This is a genomic window from Massilia sp. LjRoot122 (assembly GCF_964252725.1).
Classification (GTDB): Bacteria; Pseudomonadota; Gammaproteobacteria; order Burkholderiales; family Burkholderiaceae_D; genus Telluria.
The window spans coordinates 1,536,773-1,549,869 of the sequence record NZ_CAXUPB020000001.1; the positions used below are offsets into that span (position 1 = coordinate 1,536,773).

The window sequence follows — 13,097 nt, forward strand, 5'->3', positions numbered from 1 at the left end:
GCAGGGTGACACGATTCGACAAGCGGGGCGCTTGCGGCTACACTACCGCCACTTCGAAGACTTGCCGCAAGGAGAAAAGATGAGTTGGCTAGAAAAACTGCTGCCCCCACGGATCCAGCGCTCCGATGCCGCCAACCGCAAGACCATGCCCGAAGGGCTGTGGGTCAAATGCCCGTCGTGCGAATCGGTCCTGTACCGTGCCGACCTGGAATCGAATCTGCACGTGTGCCCCAAGTGCGATCACCACATGCGCATCCGCGCCCGCGAGCGCCTCGATGCGCTGCTCGACGAGGGCGGCCGCTATGAGATCGGCCAGGAAGCCCTGCCGGTCGATACCCTGAAGTTCAAGGACAGCAAGAAGTACCCTGATCGCCTCAAGCAGGCCATGGACGCCACCGGCGAAACCGATGCGCTCATCGTGCAGGGCGGCTCGATCATGAGCCTGCCGGTCGTGGTGGCCTGCTTCGAATTCGAATTCATGGGCGGCTCGATGGGCTCGGTCGTCGGCGAACGCTTCGCCCGCGGCGCCCAGGTGGCGCTGGAGCAGAAGGTGCCCTTCATCTGCATCACCGCCACCGGCGGCGCCCGCATGCAGGAAGGCCTGCTGTCGCTGATGCAGATGGCCAAGACCACCGCCATGCTGACCAAGCTGTCCGAGAAAAAGCTGCCCTTCATCAGCGTGCTGACCGACCCGACCATGGGCGGCGTGTCGGCTTCGTTCGCCTTCATGGGCGACGTCGTCATCGCCGAGCCGAAGGCCCTGATCGGCTTCGCCGGTCCGCGCGTGATCGAGAACACCGTGCGCGAGAAGCTGCCGGAAGGCTTCCAGCGCGCCGAGTTCCTGGTGCAGAAGGGCGCTGTCGACATGATCGTCGACCGTCGCAAGATGCGCGAAGAAATCGCCCGCCTGCTGGCGCTGCTGCAAAACCAGGCCGCCGACGCGCTGGCCTGAGTCACAGCTCAACCTCGACCAAGGTGCGGATGCCCCGGCGTCCGCACCAGCGCCCCCGCGCGCTCTCACCGAAGTCCATTCCAATGTCCACTCTTCCGACCACCTTGCCCGACTGGCTGGCGCTGCTCGAGTCACGCCATGCCGAAACCCACATCGACATGGGCCTGGACCGCGTGCGCGCCGTCAAGGAACGCATGGGGCTCGCCTTCAGCTGCCCCGTGATCATGGTGGCCGGCACCAACGGCAAGGGCTCGACCTGCGCGATGCTGGAAGCCATGCTGCTGCAGTCCGGCTACCGCGTGGGCCTGTACATCAAGCCGCACTTCCTCGACTTCAACGAGCGCGCCCGCATCAACGGCGAGATGGCCTCCGATGAGGCGATCATCGCCGCATTCGATGCGGTGGAAAGCGTGCGCGGCGAGGTCTCGCTGACCTACTTCGAGTTCACCACGCTGGCGATCATGCAGCTGATCTCGCAGGCCGGCGTCGACGTCGCGATCCTCGAGGTCGGCCTGGGCGGGCGCCTGGATGCCGTCAACGTGGTCGATGCCGACGTGGCGATCGTCACCAGCGTGGACATCGACCATACCGATTACCTGGGCGACACCCGCGAGAAGATCGGCTTCGAGAAAGCCGGCATCTTCCGCCCGGGGAAGCCTGCGATCTGCAGCGACCCGGTACCGCCGCAATCGCTCATCGATCACGCCGAAGCCATCGGCGCCGACCTGTGGCTGCTGGGCCGCGACTTCAACTACCAGGGCGACCAGCAGCAGTGGAGCTATGGCGGACGCGGGCAACGCCGCAACTCGCTCGCCTACCCGGCGCTGCGCGGCGCCAACCAGCTGCTGAATGCCTCGGCCGCGCTGGCCGCGCTCGAAGTGCTGCGCATGCAGCTGCCCTGCGGCGCGCAGGAAGTGCGTGCGGGGCTGGCGATGGTCGAGCTGCCGGGACGCTTCCAGGTGCTGCCGGGCCGTCCGACCCAGGTGCTGGACGTGGCCCACAACCCGCATGCGGCCGCGGCCCTCGCGCACAACCTCGGCAACATGGGCTTCCATCGCTTTACCTACGCGGTATTCGGGATCATGGAAGACAAGGACATCGAGGCCGTGATCGCCCCGCTGCGCGGCATTGTCGATCACTGGTGCGTCACCGCGCTGCCGTCGCCGCGTTCCGCGCGGCCGGAACAGCTCGCGGAAAAGCTGGCGGCGCTCCAGCCCGCGGGTGCAAAAGCGGACGATTTTTCGGTCACCGCTTTCGCCACGCCGGCCGAGGCCTATGCAAACGCCGTGAGCCGGGCAGGGGAGAATGATAGAATTGTGGTCTTTGGCTCGTTCTACACGGTCGCCGGCGTGATGGCGGCCCGTAAATCCTCTCTTCACTGACTCTAGAAACGCATGGGCTTGTTCTCGTTCGGTAGCAAAAACAAGCAAGACACTGTCCGGGACAGCGGCCACTTCGTCAAGGATGACGATGCCGCCTATGGCGAGCGCGCCCGCACCAAGCGCGCTTCCCACGCCGGCGAGGGCGCAAGCCGTGGGCGCGGCCGCGCCGGCGCCGACCCGATCCTCCCCGAAAAGAAGCGCGCGCGCCGCCGCCTGGTAGGCGCCATCGCGCTGGCCCTCGCGGCCGCGGTCGGCCTGCCGATGCTGCTCGACTCCGAGCCCAAGCCGCTCGGCGCCGACATCGCCATCAACATTCCGTCGAAAGACAAGGCCGCGGCGCTTCCGGTGCCTGCCGCCGCCACCGTCGACAGCGATGAGGAAATCGTCGAGCCGTCCGATGCGCAGCCGGCCATGGTCGCGACCCCGCCGGCCGATCCACCGCCGCTGCGCACGCTCGACACCGCGCGCACCGAGCCGGCCGTGCCGAAAGCCGAGCCGAAGCTCGAGCCCAAGCCGGAGCCCAAGGTGGAGCTCAGGCCGGAACCGAAGCGCAAGCCTGAAGCGGAGCCGCATCCGAAGGTCGCCGACCTCGAAGTAAAGAAGATCGAAAAACCGGCCGCCAAGCCGACGCAGGACGAGGCCGCGCGCGCCCTGGCCATCCTGCAGGGCAAGCCGGTGGTCCAGGCCGCCGGCCCGTCGCAGAAATACGTGGTGCAGGTGGCGGCGCTGGCCACCCAGCAGAAGGCCGACGAACTGCAGGGCCGCCTGCGCGCGGCCGGCGTGTCCTCGTTCACCGAGAAGTCGGGTGAGCTGATCCGCGTGCGCGTGGGGCCGTACACCAAGGAAGAGGGCGAGAAGATCCGCTCGAAGCTGATCGCCATGGGCCTGTCGGGCAGCCTGGTGCCGCTGTGATGAGGGTCTCGCGGGCGTGACGATTTTCGATTACCTGGTCCTGTTCGTACTGGTATCGTCGGTCATCATTTCCACCCTGCGCGGGCTGGTGAAGGAGATCCTGTCGCTGCTGGGCTGGGTCGTGGCCTTCGTGGTGGCGAATGCCTATGGCGCCCAGCTGGCGCCGATGTTGCCGGATATGCTGCCGGGCGAGAGCGCGCGGCTCATCCTGGCCTTCATCGTGCTGTTCCTCGGCGTGCGGATACTGATGGGCTTGCTGTCGCTGGCGATCGGCACCCTGATCACCGCCACCGGCCTCAGCCTCGCGGACCGCGGCCTGGGAGGATTGTTTGGATTGGCGCGCGGCATTGTAATCGTGCTGGCCGCCGTCATATTGTGTGGGATGACTTCCATTCCGCAACAGGATTTCTGGAGAAACGCGCTGCTCTCGCCCATGGCGGAAACCGGGGCGCGCACCGTGAAACCGTTTCTTCCCGCTGCGCTCGCGCAGCATGTGAAGTTTTAATTTTTGTAATCAGGCAGTCCAGTTTTAGGAGCGCACCATGTGTGGCATCGTCGGCGTCGTCTCGAACAATCCCGTCAACCAGCTTCTGTATGATGCCTTGCTGCTGCTGCAGCATCGCGGTCAGGATGCTGCGGGCATTGCAACCAATCACAGCAGCATGTTCTCGATGTACAAGGCCAACGGCCTGGTACGCGACGTGTTCCGCACGCGCAACATGCGCTCGCTGCAGGGCAACACCGGTATCGGCCACTGCCGCTACCCGACCGCGGGTTCGTCGAGCGAGGAAGAGGCACAACCGTTCTACGTCAACGCCCCCTTCGGCATCACCCTGGCCCACAACGGCAACCTGACCAACCAGGCCGAGCTCAAGGAAGAGCTGTTCCGCAACGACCGCCGCCACATCAACACCGATTCCGATTCGGAAGTGCTGCTGAACGTGCTGGCCCACGAAATCCAGGAAGCGGCCGACGGCTATAAGCTGGACACCGACGCGGTCTTCAAGGCGGTTTCCGCCGTGCATCGCCGCGTGCGCGGCGCCTATGCGGTGGTGTCCCAGATCGCCGGCCACGGCATGCTGGCCTTCCGCGATCCCTTCGGCATCCGTCCGCTGTGCCTCGGCATCAACGAAACCGAGCAGGGCACCGAATACCTGGTGGCGAGCGAATCGGTGGCGCTGGAAGGCCTGGGCTTCCGCTTCGTGCGCGACATCGCGCCGGGCGAGGCGGTCTTCATCGACAACGACGGCAAGCTGTACGAGCGCCAGTGCGCCGAGAACCCGTCGCTGAATCCATGCGCCTTCGAATTCGTCTACCTGGCGCGCCCGGACTCGGTGATCGACGGCGCCTCGGTGTACGCGACCCGCCTGCGCATGGGCGAATACCTGGCCGACAAGATCCGCCAGGAGATCCCGGAAGGCGAGATCGACGTGGTCATGCCGATCCCCGATTCCTCGCGCCCGGCCGCGATCCAGCTGGCCCTGAAACTCGGCGTCGAGTACCGCGAAGGTTTCATCAAGAACCGCTACATTGGCCGCACCTTCATCATGCCGGGGCAAGGCATGCGCAAGAAGTCGGTGCGCCAGAAGCTCAACGCCATCGCCTCCGAGTTCAAGGACAAGAACGTGCTGCTGGTCGACGACTCGATCGTGCGCGGCACCACCAGCCGCGAGATCGTGCAGATGGCGCGTGACGCCGGCGCCCGCAAGGTGTTCTTCGCCTCGGCCGCGCCGCCGGTGCTGTACCCGAACGTGTACGGCATCGACATGCCGACCCGCGACGAGCTGATCGCCCACGGCCGCACCGTCGAGGAAGTCTGCGCCGAGATCACCGCCGACCGCCTGGTCTACCAGGACGTGGACGCGCTCAAGCGCGCCATTTCGGACGTCAACCCGGCGCTGAAGAACTTCGAGGCTTCCTGCTTCGACGGCGTGTACGTCACCGGCGACGTGACCCCGGAATACCTGGACCGCCAGGAAACGGCGCGCCATAACCCGAAGCAGAACCAGATCGAGGATCCGGTGCGCACCCAGCTGAACCTCAACACCCCGGCGACGGCGGAGTAAGGTCTGCAATGAGCGATCAGAAGTACGGTTTCACGACCACCATCCTGCACAACGACCGTCGCAAGACGGTCGAGCAGGGCTCGCTGCACAAGCCGGTGCACACCTCGGTGGCCTTCGGCTACAACGACGCGCGCCAGCTGGCCTCGGTCTTCCAGGGCAAGGAGCCGGGATTCCGCTACGGCCGCCAGGGCAACCCGACGGTGAGCGCGCTCGAGGACAAGATCACCAAGATGGAAGACGGTGTCGGCACCCTGTGCTTCGCCACCGGCATGGGCGCCATCGGCGCGCTGTTCCAGGCCTTGCTGCGCGCGGGCGACCACATCGTCTCGTCCTCCTTCCTGTTTGGGAATACCAACAGCCTGTGGCAGACGGTGGCGGGGCAGGGCGTCGGCGTCGATTTCGTCGACGCGACCGATGTCGCCAATGTCGAAGCGGCTCTGAAGCCGGACACGCGCATGGTCTTCGTCGAGACCATCGCCAATCCGCGCACCCAGGTCGCCGACCTGGCGCGCATCGGCCAGCTGTGCCGTGAGCGCGGCATCCTCTACGTGGTCGACAACACCATGACCACGCCCTACCTGTTCCGCCCGAAGGCGGTGGGCGCGGGCCTGGTGGTGAATTCGCTGACCAAGTCGATCGGCGGCCACGGCAATGCGCTGGGCGGCGCCCTGACCGATACCGGCCTGTTCGACTGGAGCGCCTATCCGCATATCGCGGCGAACTTCCGCAAGCAGCCGGCCGCCAACCAGGGCCTGGCCCAGCTGCGCGCCAAGGCCCTGCGCGACTTCGGTGCGGCCCTCGGCCCGGAAGCGGCCCACCACATCGCGGTCGGCGCCGAGACGCTGGCCTTGCGCATGGAACGCACCAGCGCCAACGCGCTGGCGCTGGCGCAGATGCTGGAAGCAGATGAGCGTGTAGCCGCAGTCCATTATCCGGGCCTGGCCTCGCACCCGCAGCACGGCATCACGAAAGAGCTGTTCCGCGCGGGTGGTTCTCTGTTGAGCTTCGAGCTGCGCGAGGACATCGACTGCTTCGACTACCTGAACCGCCTCAAGCTCGGCATCCCGGCCAGCAACCTGGGCGACACCCGCACCCTGGTGATTCCGGTGGCGCACACGATCTTCTTCGAGATGGGAGCGGAGCGGCGCGCCAGCATGGGCATCGCCGAGTCCCTGATCCGGGTGTCGGTGGGCATCGAAGACACCGACGACCTGCTGGCGGACTTCCGCCAGGCGCTCGAGGCATAATTAAAACGGCAGCCACAGGCTGCCGTTTTGTTTCAGCGGTTGAGCAGGCCCGCCTGTTGCCGCTATCATGAAGCTTCTTTCCTCATTCCACATCTGCCCATGAAGACCAAGCTGTTCCTTGCATCCCTGCTGCTGTGCGGCGCCGCCTTCGCCGGCGAGCTGGAAGACGCCAATGCCCTGTTCGCGAAGAAGGATTACGCCGGTGCGCTGAAGATCTATACCAAGCTGGCGAATGCCGGCAATCCCGAGGCGCAGCAGGCGCTCGGCCAGATGTACTGGTACGGCGAAGCGGGGCAGGTGGACGAGCCGAAGGCCGAGGCGCTGTTCAAGAAGGCCGCCGCCAAGGGCAACAAGGTCGCGATCGCCTCGCTGGAACTGATGGACCAGCGCCTCAAGCGCCGCAAGGAAATCGACTACTGGATCAAGGGCTATGACGGCGAAGACCTGAAGTCGGGCGAATACCGCTGCGTGACGCCGCGGATTCCGGCGATGTCGAAGGTCAACGCGGACATCGACCGCATCGGTGCGGCCGTGCAGGCGTGGCAGGATTGCTACAACAAGTACGTCACCAAGCTGAATGCCGCGATGCCGCTGACCCAGCGCATTCCGGCGGACATCGCCAAGCTGATGAACAAGGAAGAGACCGAGAAGTCGACGGCCTACCTGAAGCAGCTGCAGGAAAACCTGAGCGAGGAGGCGAAGGTCAGTTCGAAGCTGGTGCTGGCGGACTTTGCAGCATGGCGCTCGGCGACCGAGGCCTATGTGGAAGAGCACAACAAGATGGTGAAGTCCGCCAAGAAGGATTCGCACTGGGCGGACAAGAAGATCCAGTAAGACGCGCTTGAGCGCTTTGGCGGCTTGCCGCCAGAGCGTTCATGGGAAGCCTCAGTGCCAGCTGCGCATCAGGCCGACGGCCAGGCCTTCCAGCGCGAACTCGTCTTCCGGAGTTACCTGGATGACCTTGAAGTCCGGGTTTTCCGGCAGCAGTTCGACCAGGTTGCCGGTCTTGCGGTAGCGCTTGACGGTCACTTCCTCGCCCAGGCGGGCCACGACGATCTGGCCGTTCTTGGCGCTGTCGATCTTCTTGACTGCCAGGAAGTCGCCATCGCAGATGCCGGCGTCGCGCATCGACCAGCCTTTGACCTTCAGCAGGAAGTCGGGGCGCGCCGAGAACATGGCGGCGTCGACGGAGTAGGTGGCTTCGACGTGTTCCTGGGCCAGGATCGGCGAACCGGCGGCCACGCGGCCGACCAGCGGCAGCGACATCATCAGGGCCGCAGGGACCATCGGCACCTGCTCGACCGAGGCGCCGATCAGGCGGATGCCGCGCGAGGTGCCCGGCGAAATCTCGATCGCGCCCTTGCGCGCCAGCGCCTGCAGGTGTTCCTCGGCCGCATTGGCCGACTTGAATCCCAGCTCGGCCGCGATTTCGGCGCGGGTCGGCGGGAAGCCGGTGTTTTCGATCGCTTCCTTGATCAGGTTCAGGATCTGTTCTTGCCTTGCAGTGAGCTTGAGCATGGGTGTTTTACGGCAATGGTTGTAAGAGCAGACTGTATTTTTGTACAGTATTCTCGGATGCGCAAGGGAAAACACGGGAAATGTGTAAAAAAATTGTGCAATGCGGTCCAGTTCCCATCCGCCGACTTTTCAGGCTATAATGTCCGGCTTTCCCTTCCCACACTCGTCTTGACGCCGAGGTGGGCATTTGTTTAACGTCCTCAAGGAGTGTTGCATGCGTCATTATGAAATCGTTTTTATCGTCCACCCGGACCAGAGCGAGCAAGTCCCGGCGATGATCGAGCGTTACAAGACCACGGTGACCAGCCGCGGCGGTAACATCCATCGCGTGGAAGACTGGGGCCGTCGCCAGATGGCTTACCAGATCCAGAAGCTGCCGAAAGCCCACTACATCTGCCTGAACATCGAGTGCGACAACGAGACCCTGGTCGAGCTGGAAACCGCATTCAAGTTCAACGATGCCGTCCTGCGTCACCTGACCGTCAAGATGAAGAAGGCCGAAACCGCACCGTCGCCGATGATGAAGTCGGTCCAGCGCGAAGACGCAGCCAAGAGCCACCGCGCAGAAGCAGCAGCTCCTGCCGCTGCCCCGGCCGCAGCTGCCTAAGTTTTTTCTCGGGAATTCGTAGAGCGCAGTGAACCAGTTCCAGCTCATCGCGACCATCGCGGAGCGTGACGTACTGCGTTATACCCCGGCCGGCGTCCCTATCGTGGGCGCGATCCTGATGCACGATTCGCAACAGGTAGAGGCCGGAGTGGCAAGGCAGGTCGCGTTTGAAATCCCTGCGCTCGGCGCGGGCGAGATTTCAGGCAGGCTGCAAAGCGCCGAACTCGGTGCCGCCTACCGCTTCGAAGGATTCCTGGCCAGGAAAAACCGCAACAGCAAAGCCTTGGTGTTTCACATCATTGATTTCAGTGCTGCATAACGCAGCGCAATTTAGATTAGATACAGGAGCCTCGAAATGGCATTCGGTAAAAAGTTCGACAAAAACAAAGCTAAAGAAAAACTCAAGCGCAAACAGCAGAACCCGCTGTTCAAGCGCAAGAAGTTCTGCCGCTTCACCGCAGCAAACGTGGAACAGGTCGATTACAAAGACGTCGACACCCTGAAGGACTTCGTCCAGGAAAACGGCAAGATCATGCCGGCACGTCTGACCGGCACCAAGGCGCACTACCAGCGCCAGGTCGACACCGCCATCAAGCGCGCACGTTACCTCGCGCTGCTGCCGTACACCGACCTGCACAACGCCTAATTCGCGTCGTACAGTTCAGAACATCCTGGAGAAAAGAACATGCAAGTTATCCTTTTGGAAAAAGTTGTTAACGTCGGCAACCTGGGCGACGTCGTCAAGGTCAAGGACGGTTACGCACGTAACTTCCTGATCCCGCAAAAGATGGCACGCCGCGCCACCCAGGCCGCCGTGGCCGAGTTCGAAGTCAAGCGCGCCGAACTGGAAAAAGCAGCTGGCGAAAAGCTGGCCGCTGCCCAGGCACAAGGCGACAAGCTGAACGGCATGACCGTCACCATCGCCCAGAAGGCGGGCGTGGACGGCCGTCTGTTCGGTTCGGTCACCAACTTCGACATCGCCGAAGCCCTGAGCAAGCAAGGCTTCCCGGTCGAGAAGTCGCAGGTTCGCCTGCCGACCGGCCCGCTGAAGACCACCGGTGAATTCCCGGTCGCCGTCGCGCTGCACACCGACGTCGTCTCCGAAATCACCATCTCGGTGGTCGGCGAAGCTGCTTAATTTGAGCTAAGCACTTGTTGTATAAATGAAAAAGCCGGGTTCGCCCGGCTTTTTTATTGCCGGAAATTCTCGCCAATTATGTCAGCCGTGTGACCGGAAAAGGTATAATGCCCGCCATGAATTCCCCAGCCGATCCGCAAGTCGATTCCCTGCGCATCCCGCCGCATTCCATCGAAGCAGAGCAGTCCGTCATCGGCGGTCTCCTGCGCGACAATGCCGCGTGGGACCGCATTGCCGACTTCATGAACGCGGACGATTTTTACCGCTACGACCACCGCATCATCTTCGAACAGATGGTCCGCCTGATCAACGCCGGCAAGCCGGCCGACGTGATCACGGTCTACGAGGCCTGCAACAACCTCGGCAAGGCCGAGGAAGTGGGCGGCCTGCAGTACCTGAACGCGATGGCGCAGAACACGCCGTCGGCGGCCAACATCCGCCGCTATGCCGAGATCGTGCGCGACCGCGGCATCCTGCGCAAGCTGATCACCGTGGCCGACGAGATCTCGGGCAATGCCTTCAACCCGCAGGGCAAGGAAGTCAAGCAGATGCTGGACGAGGCCGAGTCGAAGATCTTTGCGATCGCCGAAACCGGTTCCCGCGGCCAGCAGGGCTGGAACCCGATCCAGCCGCTGCTGACCCAGGTCGTCGAGCGCATCGACGAGCTGTATTCGCGCGAAAACCAGGGCGAGATCACCGGCGTGCCGACCGGCTTCATCGACCTCGACCGCATGACCTCGGGCCTGCAGCCGGGCGACCTGGTCATCGTCGCCGGCCGTCCGTCGATGGGCAAGACCGCGTTCTCGGTCAACATCGGCGAGAACGTCGCGATCGAAGCCGGCCTGCCGGTGGCCGTGTTCTCGATGGAGATGGGCGGCGCCCAGCTGGCCATGCGTATGCTCGGCTCGGTCGGCCAGCTCGACCAGCACCGCCTGCGTACCGGCCGCCTCAACGACGAAGACTGGCCGCGCCTGACGCACGCCATTCAGAAAATGAATGACGCCCAGCTCTACATCGACGAGACCCCGGCGCTGAACCCGATCGAGATGCGCGCGCGGGCACGACGCCTGGCGCGCCAGTGCGGCAAGCTCGGCCTGATCATCGTCGACTACCTGCAGCTGATGCAGGGCAGCCAGCCGGGCGACAACCGCGCGGCCGAGATCTCGGAGATCTCGCGTTCGCTCAAGGGCCTGGCCAAGGAACTGCATTGCCCCGTCATCGCACTGTCCCAGCTGAACCGCTCGCTGGAACAGCGACCCAACAAACGTCCCGTCATGTCCGACCTGCGCGAATCGGGCGCTATCGAACAGGATGCGGACGTTATCATCTTCCTGTATCGCGACGAGGTCTACAATCCCGACTCGCCCGATAAAGGAACCGCCGAGATCATCATCGGTAAGCAGCGTAACGGCCCGATCGGGGCGATTCGCCTTACCTGGATCGGCTCCTATACCAAGTTCGGTAACTACAGCGGCAACCTGAGCGTCTACCAGGGCGACTAAGTTTCAGCAAGCCGCGGATTCACCACCCCGCTGCCAGCCGTGGCAGCGGTTTCGAAGTCCCAAGAGATTCACAACGGAGAATAATATGTTTGGACGCCTGATGCCCCAGGAGGGCAAGTTTTTTGACCTGTTCAACCAGCACGCCGCACTGTGCGTGAAGGGCGCGCAGGAGATGGTTGGCCTGATGACCAACTTCGACGACCTGGAAAACCGCACCCACGCCGTGGAGAGCATCGAGAAGCAGGCGGACAAGATCACCTACGAATGCGTCGATCTGCTGCACAAGACCTTCATCACCCCGCTCGACCGTGACGACATCCACAAGCTGATCACCCGCATGGACGACATCCTCGACATGATGGAAGACGCGGCCCAGACCGTCTCGCTGTACGACCTGCACGCCGTGACCCCGGAAGCCGCGCGCCTGGCCGAGCTGTGCCTGTCGGCCTGCAAGAAGGTCCAGGAAGCCGTCGGCCTGCTGCACGACATGGGCAACGCCCAGAAGATCGTCGCCATCTGCGAAGAGATCGACCGCTTCGAGTCGGACGCCGACCACGTGATGCGCGCCGCCATGTCCAAGCTGTTCCGCGACGAGCCGGACGTGCGCAACCTGATCAAGATGAAGGCCATCTACGAGATCCTCGAGACCGTCACCGACCGCTGCGAAGATGTGGCGAACATCGTCGAAGGCATCATCGTCGAGAACGCGTAATCAGCGCGCACAACAAGAATAAACATGGAAACTATTAACATCAGCATTTACGTGCTGGGCATGCTGGTGCTGCTGGCACTGGTGTTCGACTTCATGAACGGCTTCCACGATTCGGCGAACTCGATCGCCACCGTGGTATCGACCGGCGTGCTGAAGCCGCACCACGCGGTGGCAATGGCGGCCTTCTTCAACTTCATCGCGATCTTCGTGGTCAGCATGAAGGTGGCGCAAACCATCGGCAAGGGCACCATCGACCCGCACGTGGTCGACCATTACGTCATCTTCGGCGCGCTGGTCGGGGCGATCACCTGGAACATCATCACCTGGTACTACGGCATCCCGTCCTCGTCCTCGCACGCGCTGATCGGCGGCCTGGTGGGCGCCGCGGTGGCCAAGTCGGGCACCGGCGCGCTGATCTCCGCCGGCCTGATCAAGACCGTGGTGTTCATCGTCGTCGCTCCCCTGATGGGCTTCATCCTGGGCTCGACCATCATGCTGATCGTCTCGTGGATCTTCGTGAAGTCGACGCCGCGCAAGGTGGACGTCTGGTTCCGCCGCCTGCAGCTGGCCTCGGCGGCCGGCTACTCGCTCGGCCACGGCGGCAACGACGCCCAGAAGACCATGGGCATCATCTGGATGCTGCTGATCGCCGCCGGCGTCACCAGCCCGAACGATCCGCTGCCACCGGCCTGGGTCATCATCTCGTGCTACGCCGCGATCGCCTTCGGCACCCTGTTCGGCGGCTGGCGCATCGTCAAGACCATGGGTCAGAAGATCACCAAGCTCAAGCCCGTGGGCGGCTTCTGCGCGGAGACCGGCGGCGCCATGACCCTGCTGATGGCCAGCTTCTTCGGCATCCCGGTCTCGACCACCCACACCATCACCGGCGCGATCGTCGGCGTGGGCGCCTCGCAGAAGATGTCGGCGGTGCGCTGGGGCGTGGCCGGCAACATCGTCTGGGCCTGGATCTTTACCATCCCGGCATCGGCCTTCATGGCCGCCATCGCCTGGTGGATCGGCACCCACATCATGTAAGAGCGTCTGCTCTCTGGAAACCCGGC

Annotated in this window: 15 protein-coding genes; 14 read left to right on the top strand and 1 reads right to left on the bottom strand. The window is 63.7% G+C overall.

All coding sequences use genetic code 11. The features are described from left to right. Nucleotides 1-79: 79 nt before the first annotated feature. The 7 genes from accD (at nucleotide 80) to ACSQ25_RS06720 (ending at nucleotide 7,393) form a co-directional block, all read left to right on the top strand. Nucleotides 80-952 (top strand): acetyl-CoA carboxylase, carboxyltransferase subunit beta, encoded by an 873-nt coding sequence (gene accD, locus ACSQ25_RS06690; protein ID WP_436104930.1) that lies wholly within the window; start codon nucleotides 80-82, stop codon nucleotides 950-952. Between the two features lie 83 nt (nucleotides 953-1,035). Continuing rightward, the gene (folC, locus tag ACSQ25_RS06695; RefSeq protein WP_436104931.1) at nucleotides 1,036-2,334 is read left to right on the top strand and encodes a bifunctional tetrahydrofolate synthase/dihydrofolate synthase; all 1,299 of its coding nucleotides are present in this window, start codon (nucleotides 1,036-1,038) and stop codon (nucleotides 2,332-2,334) included. 12 nt (nucleotides 2,335-2,346) lie between these two features. Then, nucleotides 2,347-3,246 carry an SPOR domain-containing protein gene (locus tag ACSQ25_RS06700; RefSeq protein ID WP_436104932.1) on the top strand — a complete coding sequence of 300 codons (900 nt, stop codon included), beginning with the start codon at nucleotides 2,347-2,349 and terminating at the stop codon, nucleotides 3,244-3,246. A gap of 16 nt (nucleotides 3,247-3,262) precedes the next feature. Next, a complete protein-coding gene (locus ACSQ25_RS06705) occupies nucleotides 3,263-3,751 on the top strand; it encodes a CvpA family protein (protein WP_436104933.1) in 489 nt (162 codons plus the stop codon). A 37-nt stretch (nucleotides 3,752-3,788) separates the two neighbouring features. Then, nucleotides 3,789-5,312: an amidophosphoribosyltransferase gene (gene purF / locus ACSQ25_RS06710; protein WP_436104934.1), complete on the top strand. Its 1,524-nt coding sequence runs from the start codon at nucleotides 3,789-3,791 to the stop codon at nucleotides 5,310-5,312. 8 nt (nucleotides 5,313-5,320) lie between these two features. Next, on the top strand, nucleotides 5,321-6,559 hold the full coding sequence (locus ACSQ25_RS06715; RefSeq protein WP_436104935.1) for a cystathionine gamma-synthase family protein: 1,239 nt from the start codon (nucleotides 5,321-5,323) through the stop codon (nucleotides 6,557-6,559). Nucleotides 6,560-6,658: 99 nt separating this feature from the next. Continuing rightward, nucleotides 6,659-7,393, top strand: a complete 735-nt coding sequence (locus ACSQ25_RS06720) for a tetratricopeptide repeat protein (protein WP_436104936.1) — start codon at nucleotides 6,659-6,661, stop codon at nucleotides 7,391-7,393. 51 nt (nucleotides 7,394-7,444) lie between these two features. Here ACSQ25_RS06720 and lexA read toward each other — a convergent pair whose 3' ends face one another. After that, nucleotides 7,445-8,077, bottom strand: a complete 633-nt coding sequence (lexA, locus tag ACSQ25_RS06725; RefSeq protein ID WP_436104937.1) for a transcriptional repressor LexA — start codon at nucleotides 8,075-8,077, stop codon at nucleotides 7,445-7,447. A 214-nt stretch (nucleotides 8,078-8,291) separates the two neighbouring features. On the opposite strand from lexA, the gene rpsF reads away from it, so the two are divergent. The 7 genes from rpsF (at nucleotide 8,292) to ACSQ25_RS06760 (ending at nucleotide 13,071) form a co-directional block, all read left to right on the top strand. After that, nucleotides 8,292-8,684 (top strand): 30S ribosomal protein S6, encoded by a 393-nt coding sequence (rpsF, locus tag ACSQ25_RS06730; RefSeq protein ID WP_005666068.1) that lies wholly within the window; start codon nucleotides 8,292-8,294, stop codon nucleotides 8,682-8,684. Nucleotides 8,685-8,712: 28 nt separating this feature from the next. Then, entirely contained in the window at nucleotides 8,713-9,003 is a 291-nt protein-coding gene (gene priB, locus ACSQ25_RS06735) for a primosomal replication protein N (protein ID WP_436104938.1), read from the top strand. 36 nt (nucleotides 9,004-9,039) lie between these two features. After that, nucleotides 9,040-9,330 (top strand): 30S ribosomal protein S18, encoded by a 291-nt coding sequence (rpsR, locus tag ACSQ25_RS06740; RefSeq protein ID WP_056332995.1) that lies wholly within the window; start codon nucleotides 9,040-9,042, stop codon nucleotides 9,328-9,330. A gap of 39 nt (nucleotides 9,331-9,369) precedes the next feature. Then, complete coding sequence (gene rplI, locus ACSQ25_RS06745; RefSeq protein WP_436104939.1) at nucleotides 9,370-9,822, top strand: 50S ribosomal protein L9; 453 nt, start codon at nucleotides 9,370-9,372, stop codon at nucleotides 9,820-9,822. Between the two features lie 116 nt (nucleotides 9,823-9,938). Then, nucleotides 9,939-11,324, top strand: a complete 1,386-nt coding sequence (locus tag ACSQ25_RS06750; protein ID WP_436104940.1) for a replicative DNA helicase — start codon at nucleotides 9,939-9,941, stop codon at nucleotides 11,322-11,324. 85 nt (nucleotides 11,325-11,409) lie between these two features. Continuing rightward, entirely contained in the window at nucleotides 11,410-12,036 is a 627-nt protein-coding gene (locus tag ACSQ25_RS06755; RefSeq protein ID WP_436104941.1) for a DUF47 domain-containing protein, read from the top strand. 24 nt (nucleotides 12,037-12,060) lie between these two features. Then, entirely contained in the window at nucleotides 12,061-13,071 is a 1,011-nt protein-coding gene (locus ACSQ25_RS06760) for an anion permease (protein WP_436104942.1), read from the top strand. Nucleotides 13,072-13,097: the final 26 nt, after the last annotated feature.